The sequence below is a fragment of the Pseudarthrobacter raffinosi genome, from assembly GCF_023913835.1.
Lineage (GTDB): Bacteria > Actinomycetota > Actinomycetes > Actinomycetales > Micrococcaceae > Arthrobacter > Arthrobacter raffinosi.
The window spans coordinates 22,791-47,388 of record NZ_JAMXBG010000029.1; the positions used below are offsets into that span (position 1 = coordinate 22,791).

Annotated in this window: 22 protein-coding genes and 1 tRNA gene; 4 read left to right on the forward strand and 19 right to left on the reverse strand. The window is 64.4% G+C overall.

The window, feature by feature from the left end:
• The first annotated feature begins 143 nt into the window (after nt 1-143).
• From NG697_RS19780 to NG697_RS19795, 4 genes are read left to right on the forward strand one after another with little or no spacing between them, the layout of a single operon-like run.
• Complete coding sequence (locus tag NG697_RS19780) at nt 144-1,427, forward strand: branched-chain amino acid ABC transporter permease (RefSeq protein ID WP_374209956.1); 1,284 nt, start codon at nt 144-146, stop codon at nt 1,425-1,427.
• Nucleotides 1,428-1,436: 9 nt separating this feature from the next.
• Nucleotides 1,437-2,405, forward strand: a complete 969-nt coding sequence (locus NG697_RS19785; RefSeq protein ID WP_056343518.1) for a branched-chain amino acid ABC transporter permease — start codon at nt 1,437-1,439, stop codon at nt 2,403-2,405.
• Nucleotides 2,402-3,439 (forward strand): ABC transporter ATP-binding protein, encoded by a 1,038-nt coding sequence (locus tag NG697_RS19790; RefSeq protein WP_252614995.1) that lies wholly within the window; start codon nt 2,402-2,404, stop codon nt 3,437-3,439. Before NG697_RS19785 ends, NG697_RS19790 begins: the two co-directional genes overlap by 4 nt.
• Nucleotides 3,436-4,206 carry an ABC transporter ATP-binding protein gene (locus NG697_RS19795; protein ID WP_252607804.1) on the forward strand — a complete coding sequence of 257 codons (771 nt, stop codon included), beginning with the start codon at nt 3,436-3,438 and terminating at the stop codon, nt 4,204-4,206. The genes NG697_RS19790 and NG697_RS19795 overlap by 4 nt, the downstream gene beginning before the upstream one ends.
• Before the next feature lie 179 nt (nt 4,207-4,385).
• On the opposite strand, the gene NG697_RS19800 is transcribed toward NG697_RS19795, so the two are convergent.
• The 19 genes from NG697_RS19800 to NG697_RS19890 form a co-directional block, all read right to left on the reverse strand.
• Entirely contained in the window at nt 4,386-5,732 is a 1,347-nt protein-coding gene (locus NG697_RS19800) for an ABC transporter substrate-binding protein (RefSeq protein WP_252602399.1), read from the reverse strand.
• Between the two features lie 225 nt (nt 5,733-5,957).
• Nucleotides 5,958-6,031 (reverse strand) — tRNA-Leu (locus tag NG697_RS19805).
• Nucleotides 6,032-6,051: 20 nt separating this feature from the next.
• Nucleotides 6,052-6,996, reverse strand: coding sequence for an N-acetyltransferase (locus NG697_RS19810; protein ID WP_252607802.1), 945 nt, complete (start codon nt 6,994-6,996; stop codon nt 6,052-6,054).
• Nucleotides 6,997-7,103: 107 nt separating this feature from the next.
• Complete coding sequence (locus tag NG697_RS19815; protein WP_252614996.1) at nt 7,104-8,603, reverse strand: NAD(P)/FAD-dependent oxidoreductase; 1,500 nt, start codon at nt 8,601-8,603, stop codon at nt 7,104-7,106.
• Between the two features lie 38 nt (nt 8,604-8,641).
• The gene (locus NG697_RS19820) at nt 8,642-10,018 is read right to left on the reverse strand and encodes a S8 family serine peptidase (RefSeq protein WP_252602407.1); all 1,377 of its coding nucleotides are present in this window, start codon (nt 10,016-10,018) and stop codon (nt 8,642-8,644) included.
• Between the two features lie 35 nt (nt 10,019-10,053).
• Nucleotides 10,054-11,001: a Ppx/GppA phosphatase family protein gene (locus tag NG697_RS19825; protein WP_252614997.1), complete on the reverse strand. Its 948-nt coding sequence runs from the start codon at nt 10,999-11,001 to the stop codon at nt 10,054-10,056.
• Nucleotides 10,998-11,669 (reverse strand): DUF501 domain-containing protein, encoded by a 672-nt coding sequence (locus NG697_RS19830; protein WP_252614998.1) that lies wholly within the window; start codon nt 11,667-11,669, stop codon nt 10,998-11,000. Before NG697_RS19830 ends, NG697_RS19825 begins: the two co-directional genes overlap by 4 nt.
• 28 nt (nt 11,670-11,697) lie before the next feature.
• Nucleotides 11,698-12,363, reverse strand: a complete 666-nt coding sequence (locus tag NG697_RS19835; RefSeq protein WP_252614999.1) for an FtsB family cell division protein — start codon at nt 12,361-12,363, stop codon at nt 11,698-11,700.
• 134 nt (nt 12,364-12,497) lie between these two features.
• The gene (gene eno, locus NG697_RS19840; protein ID WP_056343550.1) at nt 12,498-13,778 is read right to left on the reverse strand and encodes a phosphopyruvate hydratase; all 1,281 of its coding nucleotides are present in this window, start codon (nt 13,776-13,778) and stop codon (nt 12,498-12,500) included.
• A 131-nt stretch (nt 13,779-13,909) separates the two neighbouring features.
• Nucleotides 13,910-14,488: a MazG nucleotide pyrophosphohydrolase domain-containing protein gene (locus tag NG697_RS19845; RefSeq protein ID WP_252602444.1), complete on the reverse strand. Its 579-nt coding sequence runs from the start codon at nt 14,486-14,488 to the stop codon at nt 13,910-13,912.
• Nucleotides 14,489-14,549: 61 nt separating this feature from the next.
• Nucleotides 14,550-15,701 (reverse strand): adenosine deaminase, encoded by a 1,152-nt coding sequence (locus NG697_RS19850; RefSeq protein WP_252602415.1) that lies wholly within the window; start codon nt 15,699-15,701, stop codon nt 14,550-14,552.
• Between the two features lie 39 nt (nt 15,702-15,740).
• Entirely contained in the window at nt 15,741-16,469 is a 729-nt protein-coding gene (locus tag NG697_RS19855; protein ID WP_252602417.1) for a DedA family protein, read from the reverse strand.
• Between the two features lie 105 nt (nt 16,470-16,574).
• Nucleotides 16,575-17,204 carry a DedA family protein gene (locus tag NG697_RS19860; RefSeq protein ID WP_252607798.1) on the reverse strand — a complete coding sequence of 210 codons (630 nt, stop codon included), beginning with the start codon at nt 17,202-17,204 and terminating at the stop codon, nt 16,575-16,577.
• A gap of 5 nt (nt 17,205-17,209) precedes the next feature.
• The gene (locus NG697_RS19865) at nt 17,210-18,523 is read right to left on the reverse strand and encodes a thymidine phosphorylase (protein WP_252607797.1); all 1,314 of its coding nucleotides are present in this window, start codon (nt 18,521-18,523) and stop codon (nt 17,210-17,212) included.
• Entirely contained in the window at nt 18,520-18,945 is a 426-nt protein-coding gene (locus tag NG697_RS19870; RefSeq protein ID WP_374209955.1) for a cytidine deaminase, read from the reverse strand. Before NG697_RS19870 ends, NG697_RS19865 begins: the two co-directional genes overlap by 4 nt.
• Complete coding sequence (locus NG697_RS19875) at nt 18,942-20,267, reverse strand: ABC transporter permease (protein WP_252602428.1); 1,326 nt, start codon at nt 20,265-20,267, stop codon at nt 18,942-18,944. The genes NG697_RS19870 and NG697_RS19875 overlap by 4 nt, the downstream gene beginning before the upstream one ends.
• Nucleotides 20,264-21,631: an ABC transporter permease gene (locus NG697_RS19880; RefSeq protein ID WP_252607795.1), complete on the reverse strand. Its 1,368-nt coding sequence runs from the start codon at nt 21,629-21,631 to the stop codon at nt 20,264-20,266. The genes NG697_RS19875 and NG697_RS19880 overlap by 4 nt, the downstream gene beginning before the upstream one ends.
• Nucleotides 21,624-23,261, reverse strand: coding sequence for an ABC transporter ATP-binding protein (locus NG697_RS19885; protein ID WP_252602434.1), 1,638 nt, complete (start codon nt 23,259-23,261; stop codon nt 21,624-21,626). Before NG697_RS19885 ends, NG697_RS19880 begins: the two co-directional genes overlap by 8 nt.
• Before the next feature lie 174 nt (nt 23,262-23,435).
• Nucleotides 23,436-24,485 (reverse strand): BMP family lipoprotein, encoded by a 1,050-nt coding sequence (locus NG697_RS19890; protein ID WP_252607794.1) that lies wholly within the window; start codon nt 24,483-24,485, stop codon nt 23,436-23,438.
• Nucleotides 24,486-24,598: the final 113 nt, after the last annotated feature.

Here is a 24,598-nt window from a genome sequence, read left to right on the forward strand (position 1 = left end):
GAAAGCACCACTATCCGTCCCGTGACGTTTGCAGTGGTTGCAATGGCGCATCCCTGGCCACCCCACCCAAGTGGAGGATTTTAATTTTGAGAAGTACACCCAAAGGCTCGCCGCACAGACGGCCGGGCGGATTGCTGAAAGTGATAGGGGCCGTCTTTGCCTCTGTCGTGGCGATACTGCTCGTCGTCGCCCCGGCATCACAAGCCACTTCGCCGTCTCCGACACCATCCCCGTCGCTTACGACCTTCCAGAACAACATCAGCGGCTTCCTTCGGGATGACGCGCGCGCCCCCATCGCCGATGTGACCATAACCGCTAGGAGCGGGGACTTCGAAGGGACCGCCACATCCGCGGCCAACGGGTCCTGGAGCATCGGTGTCCCTGTCCAGGGCACCTATGAGATCGAGCTGGACGAATCGACCCTGCCAGAGGGCATCAGGCTCGCAGAAGGCCAGGAAAACCCCCGCAGTGTCACGTTTAGCCAGACCTCCAACCTCTCGGTGATTTTCGCCTTCGGTGAGGGCATCGTGGTGCAACAGCAGGACTTCGGCCAGAATCTCCTCAACCGGCTCGTTGCTGGGCTGAGCTTCGGTCTCCTGCTGGCACTGGCCTCCGTGGGACTTTCCCTGATCTTCGGAACCACGGGGCTGACTAACTTCGCCCATGGGGAAATGGTCACCCTGGGCGCCGTACTGGTCTTCGCCTTTAACGCCATAGGCCTCCCCTTCTGGCTTGCCTTGATCCTTTCGCTCCTCGGCGGCGGCCTCTTCGGCTACGTCCAGGACGCCGGACTCTGGAAGCCACTTCGCCGCCGCGGAACGGGCCTGGTGCCCATGATGATCGTCAGCATCGGACTCGCCCTCGCCGTCCGGTACGTCATCCAGTTCTACTTTGGCGGCGCCACGCAGCAACTGCCCTTTGCCCAGAGCGCCGAGATCCAACTGGGTCCGGTATCCATCTCTCCCAACAACCTGTGGTCGCTCATCATCAGTGCAGTGGTGATCGCCCTGATCGGAATCGTCCTCTTGAAAACCCGGCTGGGCAAGGCCACCCGCGCGGTGGCTGACAACCCGGCGTTGGCGGCCGCCTCCGGCATCGACGTCGACTCGGTCATCCGGATCGTCTGGGTCACCGGCGGCATGCTCGCCTCCCTCGGCGGAATCCTGTGGGCCTACTACCGGCCGGGCGTGACCTTCGACATGGGTTCGCAGATCCTGCTGCTCATCTTCGCCGGCGTGACCCTGGGCGGCCTCGGCACCGTCTTCGGCGCCCTCATCGGGTCCATCATCGTCGGCATCTTCGTAGAGCTGACCACCGTTTTCGGCCTCGCTGCCGACCTCAAGTATGTGGGAGCACTGTTCATCATGATTGTTGTCCTCTTGTTCCGGCCCCAGGGCATCCTGGGCCGTCGCGAGCGCGTGGGTTAGGAGACAGCCATGGATTTCGGATTCATTTTCTCCAGCGCTGCCAGCGAACTCTTCAGCCCGACCACCGCGGCCTATGCTCTTGCGGCCCTCGGACTGGCAGTCCACTTCGGCTACTCCGGCCTGCTGAACTTTGGCCAGGCCGGCTTTATGGCGGTGGGCGCCTACGGCTTCGCCATCTCGACGCTCACCTTTGGTGTGCCCTTCTTTGTGGGACTGGTCATCGCCGTGATCTGCTCGGCTATCTTCGCGATGCTCCTGGGCATACCGACCCTGCGGCTGCGCGCGGACTACCTGGCTATCGTCACGATCGCAGCCGCGGAAATCGTCCGCTATATTGTCACGACCAACCAGCTGACCGCCGTGACCGGTTCGGCCAACGGCCTGGCCGCCTTCGAAGGCGGGTTCTACGCAATGAACCCGTTTCCGGCGGGTTCGTACATGGGCATGAATAACCGGGACTTCTTCATCCGGATCGTCGGCTGGGGCCTCGTCATCATCTGCTGCACCCTGGTGTGGCTGCTGATGAGGAGCCCCTGGGGCCGCGTACTCAAGGGCATCCGCGAGGACGAAAACGCGGTCCGGTCCCTCGGCAAGAACGTGTACGCCTACAAAATGCAGGCCCTCATCATCGGTGGCGTGCTCGGCGCCCTGGCGGGCATGATCTTTACGCTCCCCCGCGGCGCAGTCCAGCCGGCCAACTACGGCACCGAACTGACGTTCTTCCTGTACACCTGCCTGTTGCTCGGCGGCCTCGGCACGGTGCTGGGACCCGTCATCGGCGCGATGATCTTCTGGGTGGTGCTGTCCCTCACACAGGGCATCCTGTACGGCCTGATCGAATCCGGCGCCGTCACCTGGCTGAACACAGTCCAGGCCGGCCAGCTGCGTTACATCCTTGTGGGTGTCGCACTGATGCTGCTGATGATCTTCAGGCCCCAGGGCGTCTTCGGTAACAAGAAGGAGCTGGCGTTCGCATGAGCACGCATAGCGAAGAACCCCGTCCGTCGGAGAAAATTGACTACATGACGGACACGCGTCCGATTGCCGCCGGGGACACTGCTCCCGGCTGCAAGAAGCGCGATCCGATCGTGGTGGCGGCAAACGTCACCCGCAGCTTCGGCGGCATCAACGCCGTCGACGTCGAATACCTGGAGATCCCGCGGCACAAGATCACAGCGCTGATCGGCCCGAACGGTGCAGGTAAGACCACCCTCTTCAACCTGCTGACCGGATTCGATATGCCGAACTCCGGCAAATGGGAGTTCGAAGGCAATAGCCTTGCCGGGGTTTCACCCTACAAAGTGGCACGAATGGGGATGGTGAGGACCTTCCAGCTGACCAAGGTCATGGGCAAGCTCACCGTCATGGAGAACATGCGGCTCGGTGGCTCGGAACAGCCCGGTGAGCGCCTCTCCAAGGCCCTGTTCAAGGGCCTCTGGGGCGGCCGGGAAAAGGAGATCACTGCCCAGGCGAACGTCCTGCTTGAGAAGTTCAAGCTGGACGCCAAGAAGGACGACTACGCTGCCTCGCTTTCCGGAGGCCAGCGGAAACTCCTGGAAATGGCACGTTCGCTGATGGTCAGGCCCAAGCTGGTCATGCTGGACGAGCCCATGGCAGGCGTCAACCCGGCGCTGACCCAGTCCCTCCTGGACCACATCAAGAACCTCAAGGCTGAAGGCATGACCGTGCTTTTCGTGGAGCACGACATGAACATGGTGCGCCATATTGCCGATTGGGTGGTGGTGATGGCGGAAGGAAAGATCGTCGCCGAGGGCCCTCCTGGCGAAGTCATGAAGAATCCCGCCGTCATCGACGCTTACCTGGGAGCCCATCACGACGTGGACCTTGGCGACACCGAGGGCATCAAGGAACTTGCAGCCGAGCTGGAAGCCGATGAGGAGTCGATTGTCGGTACTGAGAACGCGGGCATCATCGCCATCGATGTGCTCGAGCAGGAGCTCGAGGAGAATCGTGCGGAAGAACAACGTCGCAGAGAAAAGGACACAGAATGAGCGCCACGAGTGCGGCTCCCGCTGCCGGTAGCGCAGCAACCGACGATTCGGTCGTCAAGGTAACAAACCTCGTTGCCGGCTACCTTCCCGGTGTGAATATCCTCAACGGTTGCAATATCGAGGCTCGCAAGGGCGAACTGATCGGCATTATTGGTCCTAACGGCGCCGGCAAATCGACGCTTCTCAAGGCCATGTTCGGTCTGGTGAAAGTCCATTCGGGCACCGTTGTGGTTCGTGGCCAGGACATCACCGGACTCAAAGCCAACAAGTTGGTGACCAAGGGCGTGGGATTCGTCCCGCAGAACAACAACGTGTTCGCCACGCTGACTATCGAAGAGAACATGCAGATGGGCATGTTCCAGCGCCCCAAAGACTTCGCCGAGCGCTTTGATTTTGTGACCAGCCTGTTCCCCGAGCTCGGCAAGCGCCGGGCCCAGCGGGCCGGGTCGCTCTCCGGCGGCGAACGTCAGATGGTGGCCATGGGACGCGCGCTGATGATGGAGCCCGCCGTCCTGCTCCTTGATGAGCCCTCCGCCGGCCTCTCCCCTGTCAAGCAGGACGAAACCTTCCTGCGGGTGCACGAGATCAACCGGGCAGGGGTTTCGGTGATCATGGTGGAACAGAATGCCCGCCGTTGCCTCCAGATCTGCGACCGCGCCTACGTGCTGGACCAAGGAAGGGACGCCTACACGGGAACCGGGCGGGAACTGATGAAGGACCCCAAGGTGATCCAGCTGTACCTCGGCACCTTGGCGGACGAGGTCTAAGCCATCTCCGTCCAGCCGCCGCCAGGAGCTGCAGAAGGGCCGTCACCGTCCGGTGGCGGCCCTTCTGCAGGCCTGCCGTGGTTCCCCGGTGCCGTCTGGGTGCCTCACCCCCTCGCGCACACAAAGAGAACCCCCGCCCGGTGCAACCCGGGCGGGGGTTCTTTGTGGAGGAAGCGGCTTTACAGCTTGCCGAATTCTTCCTTGGACGGTGCGTACTTGTTATCGTCCTGGTACTCGTAGATGCCGATGTAGGCTTCCGTCGGGTCGCCGGCGTCAGAGAACGTCACCGGACCTGACTGGCCGTCGTAGTCGATGTCCTTGCCGTTGCGGAGCAGCGTGACACAGGAGGCGAAGTCGGTGCACTTCTCACCCGACTCCGAGACCGCCTTGAGCTGCTTGGCAATCTCAACGCCGCTGGTGCTCTTGGCGGCTTCAGTGGCAAGGGCGATCAGGTTCACAGCATCGTAGGATTCACCTGCGTAGCTGTAGTCCTTCAGTGCCGGATCAATGGCGAGCAGTTTCTGCTTGAACGCCTCCTTGGCGAACGTGCCAGGGATGGTTCCCTGGGCGCCCTTCAGGGTCCCGGCCTGGAAGTCCTTGCTGTAGTCGGAGGTGTTGCCGTCCACAAGGAACATCTGGGTGGGCTTGACACCCTTGCCCGTCATCAGCGGCACGATGCTCTTGGCCTGGTCAAAAGTGATCAGGGCGATCGCGTCAGGCTTGGCCGCGATGACCTTGTCCACCTGGCTGCTGAACTGGGAGTCACCCTCGTTGAACAGCTCTTCCGCAACCACTTTGCCACCAGCTGCCTCGAAGGAGGACTTGACGTTGCTGGCAAGGCCGGTTCCGTAGGCGTCGTTGAGTACGATCATGCCCACAGTCTGTGCACCACAGGTGGCCATGTAGTTGCCCAGGACCTTACCCTGCAGCACATCTGAAGGCGCAGTACGCCAGTAGAGGCCCTTGTCATCCCAGGTAGTGAAATCCGGGGAAGTATTGGCGGGCGAGAACTGGATAACACCGGCACCGGTGATCTGGTTGATGACCGTCTTGGAGACACCGGAAGACGCGGCACCAATGATGGCGCTGACGCCCTGGCCGAGGAGCGCACTGGTGGACTGCGTGGCGATGTCTGTCTTAGTGTCGCCGGAGTCACGGTGGATCACTTCCACAGGCTTGCCCAGGACACCCCCGGCATCATTAACTTCCTTGACGCCAAGATTCACACCCGCGATTTCGGGCGGCCCGAGGAAGGCCAGGGAGCCGGTGGTGGGGAGCAGGGAACCCAGCTTGAGCGGCGTTTCCGTGACGGTGGTTGCAGGCGGAACAGCGCCTCCAGCGCCTGCCTTTGCTGTGCTTCCGGGGGCCGCGCCGGGAGCGGGGCAGGAGATCCCAGTTGCTGACGTGGTGGTTTCTGTCGAGCTCGGGGTGGAGGTACCACCACAGGCTGTAACCAGAAAGGCGACGCCGACGCTAAGCGCTGTGAGCTTAGCAAGACGGGGTGCCGCCGGGGAAAGTGAAATCATTGACAATCTCCTGGATCGAAAGGTGCGAACGGCCTTTGACGCGGATGATCAGGTGTTCCTGATTTAACTTCAAGCTAATGCATATCTTCGGCGGATATAAGTGACTGAGGTCACATCCTTATAACAGTCGTTGCATATGCGAAATCAATGAACGGGAGAGGACTGTTGAGATCACGCGGGAGGCGCGGAAGGGCGCATCAGGAGGAACTCCCTAGGGAGAATTTGTACCCCAGGTGGGACTCGAACCCACAACACGCGGATTTTAAGTCCGCTGCCTCTGCCAATTGGGCTACTGGGGCGCCCGGTCAATGGTATCCCGTCATTCGCCCGCAAGCGGTGCGGCGTACCGGAACGTCCCGTGGACCCCGCCGGGCCAGGCCGCCAGCGGGAGCAGCTGGAAGTGGTCGCCCCACGTTTCGTCGGGCGGCAGGACGCCGAAACTTGTAGCCGGCACGAAGCCGAAGCGTGGGTAGTATTCGGTGCTGCCCAGCAACGCAATCCCGCCCTCCCCCGCCGCATTGGCCCGGGCGATGGTGTCATTCATGAGGGCGCTGCCGATCCCATGGCGCTGCAGCCTGGGCGTCACCCCGATGGGCCCGAGCCCCAGCAACCCGTAGTCGCCCACCCAGCCGCGGGTGCTGATCACATGGCCGACTATTTCGTCGTCGAGCACCGCCACCACGCTGAACCCGGGCAGGTAGTCCTCGCACTCGAAGAGTCGGCGGAGCACGTCCACCTCCTCGGGCTCCCCCTCCACCGGCAGGCCCGTGACCGGGGAGACCGCGAACGCCTCGCCCGTCAACGCGAGGATCTTGTCCCTGTCCGCGGCCGTCTCGTTCCTGAGCAGCAGCTCGGGCCGCGGCACGTGCCGGCTGGCCGCTGACAGCTCAGCTAGGGCTTCGACGGCGCGTGGTGCGTCCGCCACCGGCACCAGCAGGTGGTCGTGGTGGAAGCCGGCCAGCACGTTGCAGCTGATCCTGGCGTCGGTCAGGGCCTTCCCGACGGCGGCGGTCAGGCCAACAGCCTCCAGCGCAGAGTGCACTTCCAGGGTGATCCAGGCCGCCACAAAGTCGTAGTGCAGCCCCAGGCTGTCTGCCCTTTCCCGCGGCAGGACGACCGTCAGGCCCTCGGCCTCACGGACGGCAGCTTCGATGCCGGGCTCTAGCGGCCTGCCATGCGGCCACAGGACGTAGACGTACTCCCCCTCCCGCAGTACCGGTTTCAGGGTTGCCAGCAGGGTCTGGAGGTTCTTTTCGCCAGTCATGCTGCCAGTCTAGAAGGGACACCAGGCGGGAAACGCCAAAACGGCGGCTATCCCTCAAGGGGACAGCCGCCGTCGGGCGTTACAAATGCTGGTTCGAGATGCCGGTGTTACTTGGCGTCCGCGGTGACCGACTGCTTGGGGTCCACGCGGGTGGCCTCGGCGGAGCCGGGCTTTGCCGCTCCGGCGGATGCCTCGGGCGCGCTGGCCGCCGGGGCAGGAGCAGCCGCAGCCGGCTTGGGAGCCGGTGTGGCAGCGGCCACGAAGGCACCGCGCGGGTTGTCGAGGTCGATCAGCTGGGTGGTGTCGCGGCCCATAAAGAACGCGAGGATCCAACCCATGATGACGCGGACCTTGCGCTCCATGGTGGGCATGGCCATACCGTGGTAGCCGCGGTGTGCCAGCCACGCGAGCGGGCCCTTGAGGCCGATGCGGCCCAGGATGTTGATGTTGGCAACGCCCTTCCACTCGCCGAAGCCGGCCACAGCACCCAGGTTCTTGTGCTTGTAGTCCTTCAGCGGCTTGTCCCAGCGCGAAGCCCACAGGTTCTTGGCGAGACGCTTGGCCTGGCGAAGTGCGTGCTGGGCGTTCGGGACGCAGGTGCCGTCCGGCAGGCCGCTGCCCGTGAGGTCCGGCACGGCGGCGATGTCGCCGGCGGCCCAGGCGTTGTCAATGATGCCTTCATCACCGGCGATGCGGAGGTCCGGCAGAACGCGGACGCGGCCGCGGGGTTCCAGCGGGAAGTCGGAGGAGCGGATCATCGGGTTGGCCTGCACGCCGGCAGTCCAGACGAGGGTATCGGCTTCGAATTCCTGGGCGAGGGACTTGTCCGGGAGGTTGATGAGCTTCAGGGAGCCCTCAGCGCTGTCCAGGGAGGTGTTCAGCAGAACCTCGATGCCGCGGCTGCGGAGGTGCTCCACAACCCATTCGGCCTGCGGTGCCGTGACCTCCGGCATGATGCGGCCCATGGCTTCAACCAGGACGAAGCGTACTTCTTCCTGGCGGATGCGGGGGTTGTTCTTGACCGCGGCGCGGGCCAGGTCTTCCATTTCGGTGATGCACTCGATGCCGGCGAAGCCGCCACCGACAACCACGAATGTCAGTGCCTTGGCGCGGGCAGCGGGGTCCGCGATGGTGGACGCGGCCTCGAGGCGCTCCAGCACCTTGTTTCGAAGGGCCACAGCCTCTTCGATGGTCTTCAGGCCGATGCCCTTGTCCGCCAGGCCCTTGATGGGGAACGTGCGGGTGATGGCGCCTGCGGCCACCACGATGTCGAAGTAGGGGATCTCGATGTGCTCTCCGCCGTCCGCGGGCGCCACGACGGCGGTGCGGTTGGCGTGGTCGATCGAGGTGACGCTGCCCTGGATGAGTTCAGTCTGCTTCAGGTGCTGGCGGTGCGAGACCACCGCGTGGCGGGCCTCGATGTTGCCGCCGGCCACTTCGGGCAGGAAGGGCTGGTAAGTCATGTAGGGCAGTGGATCCACGAGGGTGACGATGCCACCGGCATTCGCGATCTTCTTCTGCAGTTTGAGTGCTACGTACAGGCCGACGTACCCGCCGCCGACGACGAGTACCCTGGGACGGTCCTGGAGCTCTGGGGTGGTTGCCATGATTTAAGGATACAACAGTTTGTGAAAATCTTCACTAACTACGATTTGCCGCCTGAATCAACGGTTTGGAACGCGCCGGTATCGGGTTCCTCGCGCGCCGCTCCGGGGTTTCGGGCAGCCCTCCGCAGCTGGAGGACTGCTGCCCCGATGATCACCACAAAGAGGATCACTGAACCGATCACGACGGCGGCGCCAACGGCACTGTCACGCTGTGAGGGCGCCTCCGCCGCGGGCACAGTGGGCTCGGGCAGCGTGGGAACGGCACTGGCCACTTCGTCGGTGGGCACCGGTGCCGGCGCACCAAGGTTGCCGCGGCGGTGCACGCGGATCCAGTCCGAGATGGAGCCGAGCGGGTTGGCGGCGGCTTCCGGGACGGAGTCCTTCAGGGCGGCCTCGGCGTTCAGCACGCCAAAGCCGTACAGCGGGTCTTTTCCGGCAGGACCGGCATCCTTGGCCGTGCTGACGATCCGGTTGATGACCTGCTTGGCGCTCATCTCCGGCCACTTGGAACGGATGAGTGCGGCCACACCGGCAACGATCGGGGCAGCTCCGGATGTTCCCGCCCATTCTGCGTAGCCGCCGCCCGGCAGCCCGCCCAGCAGGTTTTCAGCCGGGGCCGCCACACCGATGCTGATCCCCTGGGAGGACGAGTCGACGCTCGCTGTACCCTTGCGGTCCAGGCCGGCGACGGTGAGGACGCCGGGGATGGTGGCGGGAGCCCCGACCTGGAGGTTGCCGCCTATCCGGTTTCCGGCGGCGGCCACGATCACCACATCCTTCTGCTCGGCATAGAGGAAGGCAGCGTCCCAGCTCTGGGGCCACTGCGGCGTGGCGCTGCCCAGCGAAATGTTAATGACTTTGGCCCCGTTGTCCACGGCCCAACGGACCGCTTCCGGGATCTGGTCCTGATCGCTCTTGCCCGCGGGGTTGGCCGATCCCAGCCACGTTGACACGGACAGGATCTCAGCTTCAGGAGCCACGCCAATCATGCCGTCCGGTCCGCCTGCGGCAGCGGGGCCGGGACTGGGCGAAGCGGTGGCGCCGGCGGGCTGGTGGCCGCGGCCGGCCAGGATGGTGGCTACCAGGGTCCCGTGTTCCGGCTTGACCCCCAGGCTTTTCTGCCCGTTGGGGCTGCCGGCCCCGGACGCGTCGAAGCCTCCGGTGACGGCGCCCTTCAGGTCAGGGTGCTGGGCATCCACGCCGCTGTCGATCACCGCGATCTTGACTCCGGCGCCCTTGGAAACTTCCCAGGCCTTCGTAATTCCGGCTTCGCCAAGCCAGTACTGCTTGTCCCGTTCAGCGTCGGCCATGGCCGCGGGCGCCAGGGTCAGTCCTGCGGCCACGCTGACGCCTGCAAGGGTCATCGCCAGGAGAGCTGACGCGGCCCGGCGGAACCGTGCTGTTGCTCTGGTCATGTGGGTTCCCATGCTTTGGTTGGCTGAAGGCCTGGTTAGTGGATGCTCAGGGCAATTCCGTCAAGAATATCGTGTTCACTGGCCGTGGCCGTGACGATCCGGCCCGCGGTGAGTTCATTCAGCCGCTCCAGGATGCGCCGCCACACCAGCCCGCCGGCGCCCATTACGTCGATGCGGCCGGGGTGCATGTACGCCAGTTCGGCACGTTCTCGCCTGGTCATGTGGAGGAGGTCAGTAGCGGCTTCGGTGATGGTGCCGATGGACAATTCCGTCCCGTGGATCGCCGCCGGCGAGTACTCCGTAAGCCGCAGGGCATGGGCGGTGATGGTGGTGATCGAGCCGGCCACCCCGACGACGGCTGTGGCGCGTTCCAGCGGAACGTCCAGCCCCGCCCGGGCGATGGCGGCGTCGATGTCGGCTTCCGCGGCGGCGATCTGCTCCGCCATGGGCGGATCGTCCTGCAGGTGCCGTTCGGTCAGGCGGACGCAGCCGACATCCACGGACTTGGCGGCCGTGACGCCGTCGGAGGTTCCGAGGACGAACTCCGTGCTGCCGCCGCCGAGGTCCACCACCAGCACCTGCTCGCCGTCAAGGATGGGCAGCACGCTGCTGGCCCCGGCGAACGACAGGGCAGCTTCTTCATCGCCCGAGATAACCTCCGGCTCAACGCCCAGCAGTTCCCGGATTCCGTCCACAAAAACCTGGCGGTTGCGCGCGTCCCGGCTGGCCGAGGTTGCCACAAAACGGATGGACTCGGCGCCATACTCACGGATCATGGCTGCGTAATCCCCTGTGGCCGCGAAGGTGCGCTCCAGTGCCTCAGGGGCAAGTTCGCCGGTGGCGTCCACGCCCTGGCCCAGCCGGACAACCCGCATTTCGCGGACAACGTCGGTGAGCTTCGCTGTCCCGTTGCTGCGGTCGATGTCGGCGATGAGCAGGCGGAGCGAGTTCGTGCCGCAGTCGATGGCGGCGACGCGGGTCATGCCCCTGCCCCGTCAGCGCTTGCTGTCTTGAGGACCGGAGCGGGCCGGCCCACGATCTCCGGCAGGCCCTGGGGTCCGTGGCGGCTGAGATCCTTTGACGGGGCCTCCCCTGCGGTGTCCCAGGCGCCGTCGCAGTAGCAGCGGTCCGTTGTCCACCATTCACTGATGCCGGCAATGGCCTCATCCCCCAGCGGGTTCACGCCGGGACCTGCCGCGAGGGAGTGGCCCACCAGGACGTGGAGGCATTTGACCCGGGTGGGCATGCCGCCGGCGGAGATGCCGTCAATCTCCGGGACGGCGCCGATGCCGGAACGCTCGCCGATGGCCGCGCGGGCTCCGAGATAGTCCTCGTGCGCCGCACGGTAGGCGGCCGCGAGGGGCTCATCGGCGCTCAGGCGCTCATTCATGTCGTTCATCAGCCCGGCAGCTTCCAGCCTGGAAACCGCCGACGTGATGACGGGGTGCGTCAGATAAAACGTGGTGGGAAACGGCGTCCCGCTGCTCAGCCGCGGTGCGGTGGCGGCGACGAGGGGGTTGCCACAGACGCAGCGCGCCGGGATTTCCACCACATCGCGCACCGGCCGTCCCAACTGCCTGCTGAGTACTTCAAGATCGTGTGCTGATGGCTGGCGGGACTTCTCCGGCGCAGTCGCCGTGTTTTCTTCCACTGGCGCGGGCCATCCTTCCTCTAGCTGTTCAGTCTGTGGCCGCACGCCTGATGGACTCCCACAGGGAATCCACCCACGGCAGATCGGCGGGGTCTTGTGCTGCTGTGGCGGTCAGGCTACTGCTTGTTCCGGCCGGCAGATCGCCACCGAAGACCCAGTAGCCGGATTCACCCGGCATAACCATGTTAATGCGGTCGCGGGCCTGCTGTTTCACGTAGTTCGGATCCTGCCACCGTGAGATCTGCTGCCGCAGGCCGTCCTGCTCGGCCTGGCGGGCGGCAATATCGGCGCTGAGGGCGGCGAGCTCGGCCCGTTTGTCGAAGAAGATCTTCACGGTGGGTGCCAGCATGATGGTGATGGCAATCATGACCACCGCCAGTGCCAGCATGCGGCCGGAGAACGCCTTGGCGGGCACCGGCTGGCTGTCATCCTGCGTGGTGTCAGGCTTCGGTGTCTTGCCGGCGGCGTCACCGCTGTGGCCGCTCCCCTGCCCTTTGCTTGCCGGGAGCCTGGTGTCCGATGCGGATGTTCCGGCGCTGAACGCCGGGCCGGTTTTGCCCTTGTTCCCGCCCTTTGCGCTGCTGGCTGTACCGCCAAAATCGGCGCGGATGACGCCGGCGTCTTCCGTGGCTGGGTCCGTGGTGGCCTGATGCCTCGAAGCGGCTTTGGGAACTTTGGGACGGCGGGTGGCCATGACACTCCTGAAACGTGCGGCCTGCCTCTGGCCGCAACTCTGCGCTTGATGCCGGCTCAATCAATGCCGGCTAAACAAAAACCGGTGGCTATGGTCTTTCAACCATAGCCACCGGTCAGAGGTTTACGCGGCTACTAGCCCTTGAAACGCGGGAAAGCGCTGCGGCCGGCGTAGCGTGCGGCGTCGTCGAGTTCCTCTTCGATGCGCAGGAGCTGGTTGTACTTGGCGACCCGCTCGGAGCGTGCCGGGGCACCGGTCTTGATCTGGCCGGCGTTGGTGGCCACCGAGATGTCGGCGATGGTGGTGTCCTCGGTCTCGCCGGAGCGGTGCGAGGTGATGGTGGTGTAACCGGCGCGCTGTGCCAGGCTGACGGCGTCCAGCGTTTCGGTCAGTGAACCGATCTGGTTGACCTTGACCAGGAGCGAGTTGGCGGTCTTGGTGTCGATGCCGCGCTGCAGGATGGCCGGGTTGGTGACGAAGAGGTCATCGCCGACGAGCTGGACCTTGTCACCGATGCTGTCGGTGAGGGTCTTCCAGCCGTCCCAGTCGTTCTCATCCAGGGGATCCTCGATGGAAACCAGCGGGTAGTCGGCCACGAGCTCGGCGTAGTAGGCGCTCATCTCGGTGGCGGACAGTGCCTTGCCCTCGAACTGGTAGGCGCCGTCCTTGAAGAACTCGGAGGAGGCGACGTCCAGTGCCAGTGCGATGTCCTTGCCCGGGGTGTAGCCGGCGTTCGTGATGGCTTCCTGGATCAGGTCCAGCGCAGCACGGTTGGACGGCAGGTTAGGCGCGAAGCCGCCTTCGTCACCCAGGCCGGTGGACAGGCCCTTGGCCTGCAGGACGGACTTGAGGTTGTGGTAGACCTCGACGCCCCAGCGGAGGCCCTCGGAGAAGGTCTCGGCGCCGATCGGGACGATCATGAATTCCTGGATGTCCACGTCGGAGTCGGCGTGCGAACCACCGTTGAGGATGTTCATCAGCGGAACCGGCAGGACGTGCGCGTTGGGGCCGCCCAGGTACTTGTACAGCGGCAGGTCTGCTGAGGCGGCAGCGGCGTTGGCAACGGCCAGCGAAACGCCCAGGATGGCGTTGGCGCCGAGCTTGGCCTTGTTGGGCGTGCCGTCCAGGTCAATCATGGCCTGATCGATGCTGCGCTGGTCGGTGGCGTCGAAGCCGGTCAGTGCCGGAGCGATCTGGTCGATGACAGCGTCAACGGCCTTCTGGACACCCTTGCCGAGGTAACGTCCCTTGTCTCCGTCACGGAGCTCAACAGCCTCGTGCTCACCGGTGGAGGCACCGGAGGGTACTGCCGCGCGGCCGATCTGGCCATCGGAGAGCAGTACTTCAACTTCTACGGTCGGGTTTCCGCGGGAATCGAGGATTTCGCGGGCGTGGATGGCATCGATAAGCGCCATGGATGTGCTCCTTATGGGCGATTTTGGGGGAACGAACAGCTGGAAAAAGCGTTAAGTCTGGGACGTCCTCGTCAGGACCAAGCCTAGTCGAGAGTGGTGCACGTTACGGAACCCTATCCATCACCCGGACGTCATGATGGCGACGCGAACTGGCGCCGAATGGCGCCCCGAAGGGCACGTTCGGCGTCGAATCCCTTGGCACGGGCAGAGCCGACGACGGCGAGCAGCAGGTCGCCGAGCTCCTCCTCCGTCGTTGCGGTTTCGACTTCCGGGGTTTCCGCAAGCTCAACCACAGTTCCGGCCCGCTCGGCCCGGTCAAGGAACTTCTGCGCCTTCGCCAGGGCCGGCAGCGCGTCCGGGATCCCTTCAAAGGGCCCCGTTCGCTCCGGACGTTCCGCAGTCTTCACGGCGTCCCACTTCCGGACAATCTCGGCCACCGAGGCAGGGAAGGTGTCCTGCAGCGTGCCGTCAGGCCGGAAGACATGGGGATTGCGGCGGACCATTTTGGCACTCAGCCCGCGGGCGACGTCGTCGAACGTGAACGTGCCGCACTCCTCGGCGAGCCGGGCGTGCAGCACTACCTGAAGCAGCACATCGCCCAGTTCGCCGCGAAGCTCGGCGTCATCCGCGCCGGTCTCGATGGTCTCGGCAACCTCAAAGGCCTCCTCTAGGAGGTACTCCACCAGCGAGGCATGAGTGAGGGCGCCCATCCACGGGCAGTGCTCCCGCAGCTGGGCTACGACAGCGACCAGCCTGTCGATGGGAGCCTGCTCAGCCAAGGTTGTCGTAGGCGTCGTTGATGTACTCCACCAACGCTTCCTTCTCTTCAAGCGGCAGGAAGGAGGCCTCGGCAGCGTTCAGCGTGAGCTCCAGCAGATCGTCGAGGTCGTAGTCGAAGGTTTCCACGAGGAGTTCGAACTCGTCCGTCAGGGTGACGCCGCTCATCAGCCGGTTGTCGGTGTTGATGGTGACGTTGAAGCCCAGCTGGTACAGCATGTCCAGCGGGTGGCTCTCGATGCCCTCGCCGAAACCGGCGATCGCTCCGGTCTGGAGGTTCGATGACGGGCAGATCTCCAGGGCGATGCCGCGGTCGCGGATCCAGCTGGACAGGTCGCCCAAGGTGACCAGGCCGATGCTGTCCTCGTCGCTCACCGTGCTGTCGTCGTCTTCGTCGTCGAACTCCACCATGATGTCCTCGGCGATGCGGACGCCGTGGCCCAAGCGCAGTGCCCGGCCGTCAACGAGGGCGGACTGGATGCTTTCGAGTCCGGCGGCCTCGCCGGCGTGTACCGTCGCGGGGAAGTTGTGCTGGGCGAGGTACGTGAAGGCGTCCTTGAACCGGGACGGGAGGAAGCCGTCTTCAGCCCCGGCGATGTCAAAGCCCACAGCGCCCTTGTTGCGGTGGCGGACAGCCAGTTCCGCGATTTCCTGGCCACGGTCTGCGTGGCGCATGGCGGTGATCAGCTGACCCACCTGGATTTCGCGGCCGCTTTCGGTCACGGCGTCCACGCCGGCTTCGAGGCCATCCTGGACTGCTTCAACAACCTCGTCCAGGGACAGGCCCTTCTGGAGGTGCTGCTCCGGTGCCCAGCGCACTTCGCCGTACACCACGCCGTCGTCCGCGAGGTCCTCCACGAATTCCTTGGCGACGCGGATGAGGCCTTCCTTGGTCTGCATCACGGCGACTGTGTGGTCGAACGTCTCCAGGTAGCGGACCAGCGAGCCGGAGTCCGCGGACTCGCGGAACCACTCGCCCAGGGCCACCGGATCGGTAGAGGGCAACGTGTGGCCAACGGCCTCGGCCAGTTCGATGATGGTGGCTGGACGGAGACCACCGTCCAGGTGGTCGTGGAGCGAAACCTTAGGCAGGCTCTTCAGGTCGAAATCGATGGCAGGGGCAGCGTCAACAATAGGCTCAGTCACCTTCCAACCTTAGGGTCGGGAAGCGGCTTATGCCAGCCGCTACTGTCCGCGCTGCTCAGCCTCAGCCGGGGAGGACGCCAGCAGCGGCGAAGCCGCGGTGTGCGCGGGCAGGGCACCTTCCGGGCCGCCGTCGAGCCATTCATCCACAGTTTCGGCGTCATTGCGGGCCAGGTGCTTGTGCCACCAGCGCAGGAGGTGGTCGATCAGGATGCCCAGCACGATCGCGAACACCACGGCAATGCCTGCGCTGAGCAGCGGGTTGTGGTGGAGCCAGGGGAACGAACTGGCCAGGATCCCGATGCCGATGGAGTACCCCACCCACGTGATGCAGGCGAAGGCATCCAGCAGGAAGAACCGGCGGTGCGCGAAGCCGGTACTGCCGGCCACATAGTTGACCGCCACCCGGCCCCAGGGAATATAGCGCGCCGTGAAGATCAGGACGGCGCCGCGTTTTTCGAGTTCATACCGTGCCCAGCCGAAGGCCTTCTGCACTTTGGGACGCCGCATCCACTTCCAGCGGTTGAGGCCGATCCTGCGGCCGAGCATAAAGGCCATGTTGTCGCCGGCGATGGCACCGACCAGTGCTGTCGCGCCCAGGATCCAGAGATTCGGTTCACCGCTGTGCCGGGAAAACGCGGCCAACGCCACAATCAGCGTCTCACTGGGGACCACCATGGCAAAGCCGTCGATGAAGAAGAACACCAGAAGGACCGGGTAGATCCACCATTGGCCCGCTGCATGGAGCACGGCCTCATTAATAAACTCCACGCGGGTCTTGCTCCTAGACGAAATGATGCAGCCGGAAGTGACGTAAGTCGCTCTTCAGTGTCCCATGCCCGGGACCCTGCCCGCTACGCACGGACGCCGCAAACCCTAGGGTTCCGGATCCTTCAGGCGCTCCACCACAGGAACCTTTCCCCGGATGCGGTTAATGATCAGATCCACCACGATTCCAAGGCCCACGGCGCAGACGATTGCGATGGCCGCGCCGAGCAGATGGTTGTTCTCGAACCACTGGCCGAAGAACAACCCGATACCCACCGAGTAGGAGGCCCAGAGCGTGGCGGAAAGGACCGTCAGGCCGACGAAACGCAAGTGGTGATAGTGGGTCACGCCCGCGGTGAGGTTAACGGCAACCCTTCCGATAGGGATGAACCGCGCCACCAGGATGAGCGACGCCGGCCGCTTCCTCAGCTCGTCTCCTGCCCATCGGAAGGCACTTTGCATCCGCGGTCCGCGCATCCAGTGCCAGCGCCGGGTACCCACCCGGCGGCCAATGACATACGCGATGTTGTCGCCTGAGAAGGCGCCCAGGCCCGCGACGGCCATCAGCAGCCAGGGATTGGGGACGTCCGCGGTGGCGGCCACTGCGGCCAGCCCCACCACCACGGATTCACTGGGGATAGGCGGGAAAAACCCGTCGATCAGGCAGCAGGCCAGCACAAGGAGGAGCACCCACGGCTGCCCGGCGGCGGCAAGGATGAATTCATTGATGGCCTGCATTGTCCCTATGCTATTCGGTCGATGATGAGCTGCTGGGCCGGGCGCGACCCTTCCGGGGCAACCGTGACGGCGTGTTCAAGAGATTCCTTGGCGCGTGCGAACTTTTCCGGCGTGTCCGTGAGCAGCGTCATCAGCGGCTCGCCGGCACGGACCGTGGCACCAGGCTTTGCATGCATGCGGATCCCTGCACCGGCCTGGACGGCGTCTTCCTTGCGGGCACGTCCCGCGCCGAGGCGCCACGCCGCAACGCCCACTGCCAAGGCATCGAGCCCTACCAGGACACCGTCGGCCGGGGCGTAGATGACCTCGGATTCCTTGGCGACCGGCAGCTTGGCGCGCGGATCTCCGCCCTGCGCTTCGATCATCCGGTTCCAGACGTCCATGGCCCGGCCGTCCTTCAACGCGGCGCGCGGATCGGCGTCGTGTACGCCAGCGCAGGCCAGCATTTCTTCGGCCAGCCGGACGGTGAGTTCGACGACGTCTTCCGGGCCGCCGCCGGCCAGGACCTCCACGGATTCCTCCACTTCGATCGCGTTGCCTGCGGTGAGGCCGAGCGGGGTGTTCATGTTGGTCAGCAGCGCCACGGTGTTCACTCCCGCGTCCTTGCCGAGGGCCACCATGGTTTCGGCCAGTTCGCGTGCCCGGACCTCGTCCTTCATAAAGGCTCCACTACCCACCTTCACGTCCAGGACCAGGGACCCCGTGCCTTCGGCGATCTTCTTGCTCATGATCGAGGAGGCGATCAGCGGGATCGCCTCGACCGTGCCGGTGACGTCCCGCAGTGCGTAGAGCTTCCTGTCCGCCGGCGCCAGCCCCGCCCCTGCAGCGCAGATCACGGCGCCCACGTCCTGAAGCTGCGCCATCATTTCGTCGTTGCTCAGGGCCGCCCGCCAGCCGGGGATCGATTCCAGCTTGTCCAGGGTGCCGCCGGTGTGGCCCAGCCCGCGGCCGGACAGCTGCGGCACGGCCACGCCGAACACTGCCACCAGCGGTGCCAGCGGCAGCGTGATCTTGTCCCCCACTCCCCCGGTGGAATGCTTGTCGCTGGTAGCCTTCACACCGCCGTCGGGCCGCCGGAGGCCGCCGAAGTCCATCCGTTCGCCCGAGGCGATCATCGCCGCCGTCCAGCGCGAAATTTCGGCGCGGTCCATGCCGTTGAGCAGGATGGCCATGTTCAACGCGGCCATCTGTTCGTCGGCGATGACCCCGCGGGTGTACGCGTCAATGGTCCAGTCGATCTGCTCCGGGCTCAGGGCGCCCCGGTCCCGCTTGGTGCGGATGATGTCGACGGCGTCGAATGCCTCAGTTGCCTGTGTCACCTTGGATCCTCCAGGTTTTGGGGACCAAATGCGTCGGGCAGCACCTGGTCCATGGTTTTGATGCCTTGGGTGGTCATAAGCTCCATGTCAGGCGCGCGGAATTCATAGAGAAGCTGCCGGCAGCGGCCGCACGGCATCAGCACGTTGCCCGCAGCGTCTACGCAGTAGAAGGCGCGCAACAACCCGCCGCCGGTCATGTGCAGGTTTCCCACCAGGGCACATTCAGCACACAGGGAGAGCCCGTAGCTGGCGTTCTCCACGTTGCAGCCGCTGACCAGCCGCCCGTCCTCGGTGAAGGCCGCGGCCCCCACCGGGAACTTCGAATACGGGGTGTAGGCGTTTTTCATGGCGTCCACGGCCGCGGCCTCCAAGGCCTGCCAGTCGATGGGAAGCGAAACCCGATCCTGTTCCACGGCCGTCAACCCTTGACATACGGGATGCCGCTGGCTGCCGGTGGCCGGGACCTGCCCACCAGCCCGGCCACGGCCAGCACCGTCACCAGGTAGGGCAGCATGGCCATGAACTGGCTCGGCACCGGGGTTCCGATGATGGTCACAATGCTCTGCAGGTTGTCTGCAAAGCCGAACAGCAGGGCGGCGAAGAACGCGCCGATCGGGTTCCAGCGTCCGAAGATCAGCGCGGCGAGTGCGATGAAGCCTCGTCCGCCGGAGATCTCCTTCGTGAAGCTGTCGATCGCCACGAGCGTGAAGAACGAGCCACCGATTCCTGCAATGGCACCACCCAGGGTCACGTTCCAGAAGCGCGTGGCGTTGACCTTGATGCCCATCGTGTCGGCTGCCTGCGGGTGTTCACCCACAGCGCGGACCCGAAGGCCCCACTTGGTTTTGAACAGCCCAACCCAGACAACGATGACGGCGACGTACATCAGATAGCCAACCAGCGACTGCTTGAACAGGATGGGGCCGAGGATCGGGATTCCGGAGAGGATGGGAATCTGGACGATGTCCAGGCCGGGCGGTGAGTTGAACTTGGCTTTGTCCGCCTGCATAACAGTGCTGAACAGGAAGCCGGTGACGCCGGAAATCAGGACGTTGAGCACCACGCCGACGATGATTTGGTTGACCAGGTACTTGATGCTGAACACCGCAAGCACCATGGACACCGCCGCGCCGGCCACAGCGGCCGCAAGCAGGCCCACGAAGGGGTTCTGCGTAATGCTGGCCACGATTGCCGCGGTGAAGGCGCCGCCCAGGAGTTGGCCTTCGATGGCGATGTTGACTACCCCGACCCGCTCGCACAGCACGCCGGACAAAGAGCCGAACACCAGCGGGACGGCCAGGGTGACCGAACCGGCGATGAGTCCGGCCAGCGAAATGCTGGGCGTCCGGGCACCGCCCACCACCCAGATGAGGAAGGCTGCCACAAACAGCACCGTAAAAGTGACGGTCAGCCAGGCCGGAGTGGGCCGGGCCTTGGTCTTCAGATAGACGGCATAGGCCGCCAGCCCAAGCATCAGGACCGAGAGGACGATGCCGCCCGGCATTGCAGGAACCTCCAGCGTGGGCAGCTGGAAGAAATCCCCGCCGGTGGAAATTCCGAACCTTGCGGTCTGCGCTGATCCCATCAGGCCGAAGAAAACAAAAGCGACGAGTCCCAGCGCCGAGAGCAGGACGGGGGTTTTCCAGAGCACAGGTTTGCCGGATGTTGGCTGGGCCTCGTCGGCCTGGGGCGATGTTCCGGGCGTTCCGCGTCCCGGCAGGGGCGATGTTGCTGTTGCGCTCATGCTGCGCCTCCGGTGGTTGCTGCCTGCTGGGATTTGCCGGCCTTGGCCGGCTTCTTGCGGCGGGGGTTCAGCCCGAAGACTGCCCGCACCAGCGGCGGGGCCGCGATAAAGAGGACAATCAGCGACTGGACCACCAGAACGATGTCGATGGGCGTTCCGGTCTGGATCTGCATCTGCACGGCACCGGCGCGGAAGGCGCCGAACAGCAGGCCGGCAGCGAAGGTGCCCCACGGCGTCGAACGTCCCAGCAGCGCCACCGTGATGGCGTCAAACCCGTACGTTGCAGCGACGCCGTCTGTCAGGACCTTTTCCGTGCCCGCCACCTGGGCCACTCCGGACATTCCGGCGAGTGCGCCGGCTATTGCCATGACCAGGATGGTGGATCGCGAGACGTTGATGCCGGCGGTCAGCGAGGCCTTGGGGTTGGCCCCGACTGCCCGGAATTCAAAGCCGACGGTGGAGCGGTTCAGCAGCCACCACACCAGGACGGTGGCCGCGATGGCCAGGACAAAGCCAAGGTGCAGGCGGTACTGCGAGCCGAAAATCTGGGGGTAGATCGCGGTGGGATCCAGGATGGGCGAGATCGGGTTCGACTCCCCCGGGCGCTGGAACGCCGGCGTGTTCAGCAGGTACCGCAGGAAGTAAAGGGCGATGTAGTTGAACATGATGGTCACGATGACTTCGTGGGCACCTGTCCTGGCTTTGAGAAGGCCAACCAGGCCACCCCAGAGAGCGCCGCCCATGATGCCCGCAACCAGCACCAGCAACAGGTGCAGGCCCAGGGGAAGGTGCAGGGCAAAACCAACCCAGGCCGCCAGGATGCCTGCCATGATGATCTGGCCCTGGGCACCAATGTTGAACAGGCCTGCCCGGAACGCGAGGGCAACGCCCAGGCCAGCCGTGATGAGCGGTGTGGCGATGGTGAGAGTCTCCATCATGGGTGCGAACCGGGCGGCCAGGCTGGAACCCCTCGGGTTGAAGACGGACCCCTGGAACAACGCCACATAGGACCGGGTGGCAGCGTCCCAGACCGCGGAAAGGAAATCGGTGGGCCGGGCGAAAATGTACGACGACGTGGCACCGACGCGTTCGTCCGTGGCGGCAATGAGCAGTCCGCCGATCACGAGTGCCAGCAGCACCGCCAGGACTGAGACCATGCCGCTGCCGGTGAAGATCTTCCGGAGCAGCGTGTCCGGCCCGCCGGGCAGCTTTCCGCTTTGGGCACTGGCTGGTAAGGCTGAAGGGCTGATGGTGCCGCCGGCCGTGTCCACGGCCACCCCTGCGGCGGTTTCGTCCGCCGCCGGGGTCGGCTGGTGCGGTTTCGGGTGCTGGTCAGCATGTTTAGGGGGATGCTTTTCAGACATGATCGCCTCCTTCGGGGCTGGAGGCTGCACGGCGTTCTGCGGTAGCGGCATCCTTCGTGTCGGCCGGGGGCGTTTCAGTGGCCGGTGTGTCAGCTTTCACCGGGCCGGCATGGTCTGCGCTGGCCGCGTCTTCCGCGGAGATCCCTGCCATCATCAGGCCCAGGACATCGCGTCCGGTGCCTGCGGGGACGATTCCCACAAGTTTGCCCTTGTAGAGCACGGCGATACGGTCGGCGAGTTCCATGACCTCATCCAGTTCGGTGGAGATGATCATGACCGGTGTGCCCTGGTCACGTTCGGACACGATCCGCTTGTGCAGGAACTCGATGGACCCGACGTCCACGCCGCGGGTGGGCTGGGAGGCGATAAAGAGGCGCAGCGGCCGGGACAGTTCCCGCGCCATGACCACCTTTTGCTGGTTGCCGCCCGAGAGGGTGCCGGCGGCCAGCAGGCCCGAGGGCGTCCGGACATCGAACTCATCGATCCGCGATTTCGCGTTCTCCAGGACCTTTGCCGGGCTCATGCTGATGCCCTTGGCAAACGGTGGCTGATCGTAACGGTCAAGGATCAGGTTTTCGGCGATCGAGAACGTGCCGATCAGGCCATCGACAGACCTATCTTCCGGGACGAAGCCGACACCGGCGTTGAGGACGTCCTTCACGCTGCGGCCCACGAGCTCCACGTTGTCCAGGAGAATGGAGCCCTGCACGCGGTCCTGCAGCCCGAGGATGGCTTCGGTCAGTTCGGTCTGCCCGTTGCCTTGGACGCCCGCAACCGCCAGGATCTCTCCGCGCGCAATGTCGAAACTGATGCCGTCCACGGTGTGCTGACCGTTCGGAGCAATGACTGTGAGGTCCTTGACCTGGAAAGTCTTCTCCTTGGGGCTGGCGGGGGCTTTGTCGAGCGTGAGGCTGACGGCGCGGCCCACCATCATGGAGGCCAGCTCTGCTGTGGAGTCACCAGGACTGGCCGAACCCACAACTTTGCCGCGGCGGATCACGGTGATGGTGTCCGAGACGGCTTTCACTTCACGCAGCTTGTGCGAGATGAAGACAATCGAGGTTCCGCTGGACTTGAGCTGGCGCATGATGTCCAGCAGTTCGTCCGTTTCCTGGGGCGTCAGCACTGCCGTGGGCTCATCCAGGATCAGTACCCTGGCGTCGCGGACCAGTGCCTTGATGATTTCCACACGCTGCTGGACACCCACGGGGAGGTCCTCCACCAGCGCGTCGGGATCGACGTCGAACCCGTAGCGGTCGGAAATCTGCTTGATCTTGCGGCGGGTGTCCTCCAGATTGAGGAAGCCGCCGGCCTTGGTGGTCTCGGCTCCAAGGGCCACGTTCTCCGCGACGGTGAAGACGGGGACCAGCATGAAGTGCTGGTGCACCATGCCGATCCCGGCGGCCATGGCGTCGCCGGGCCCGCGGAACGAAACCGGTTTGTCGTCGATGAGGATCTCGCCCTCGGAGGGCTCGTAGAGCCCATACAGCACATTCATCAGGGTGGACTTGCCGGCCCCGTTCTCGCCCAGCAGACAGTGGATCTGTCCGGGTTCAACCACCACGTCAATGTGGTCGTTGGCGAGCAGGGAGCCGAAGCGTTTGGTGATCCCTCTGAGTTCAAGTTTCAAAACTCTGACCAATCTCGAAGCGTCCGTACAGGAACCGGACGGGATAGGAGGCTGCAGCACCAGCCTAGTGCCTGCAGCCTCGGGTGGGCGGTAGCGCGGAGGCCTGCATTGCAACGCAAAGCGCCACCTCCGGGCAGTCGAAGACCATCCGGGGGCGGCGCTTGGCGAGGATGCCTATACCTTGGGACTTGCTGCTGACTCGACCTTCAGCTTGCCGTCGACGATGTCTTTCTTGAGCTGGTCCAGCTCGGACTTCAGATCGGCAGAGACCTGGGAGTCGAAGCTGTGGAACGGTGCCAGCTGGACGCCGTCGTTCGCCAATGTGCCCACGTAGGGCGTGTTGGTGAACTTGCCTTCCTTGTCTTCCTTCACTACGGTCTCAACGGCCTCGCCCATGAGCTTCATGACCGAGGACAGCATGATGTCCTTGTATTCCGGTGCAGTGAGGAAGCCATCGGAGTCCACCCAGATCATCTTGACGTCCTTGCCTGCCGCCTTCGCTTCGTTCAGGGCTGCGCCGGCGCCCTTGCCCACCGGACCGGCTACGGGCATCACGATGTCCGCGCCCTGGTCCAGGAAGTTCTGGGTGAGCTGCTTGCCAACGTCCTGCTTTTCGAAGTCACCGGTAAAGCTGCCGTCCTGTGAGGCTTTGTCCCAGCCAAGGACTTTGACGCTGGTGCCCTTCTTCTCGTTGTAGTACTTCACGCCGTCGGCATAGCCGTCCATGAAGATGGTGACCGTGGGGATCTTGATGCCGCCAAAGGTGGCCACGGTTCCGGTCTTGGTGGTGCCTGCAGCGAGGTAACCGGCCAGGAACGCAGCCTGGGAGGTGTCGTAGATGATGGGCTTGACGTTGCTGATGGGCGTGTCGTAGCCGAAGTCGATGATGGCGAAGTGGCTCTCCGGGTTTGCCGCGGCCTGGGTCTTCGTGGCGTCACCCAACAGGAAGCCGATGGTCAGGGTGAGGTCGCAGTTAGCGGCAACCATGGCACGGAGGTTTGGCTCATAGTCGTTGTTGGTCTTGGACTCGACCTGGTTGACCTTGATGCCCAGGTCCTTCTCAGCCTTCTTCAGTCCATCGTAGGAGGACTGGTTGAACGACTGGTCATCGAATCCGCCGGAGTCGGAAACGATGCAACCGGTGTAGTCTGTGGCCGTCGCGGTGGGGCTGCCGGCTTCGGGCGGCGCACCGCAACTGGTCAGCAGGAGTGCGGTAGCACCCATGGTGGCCACGCTAGTGTTCCGTGTTAATGGTTTGTTTGCGTTTCATCTTGCCCAGGAGATAGTCCGCTGATTTGGTCCAGGTGAATGGTTTGGCGTCCTGGTTGTAGTTCTCG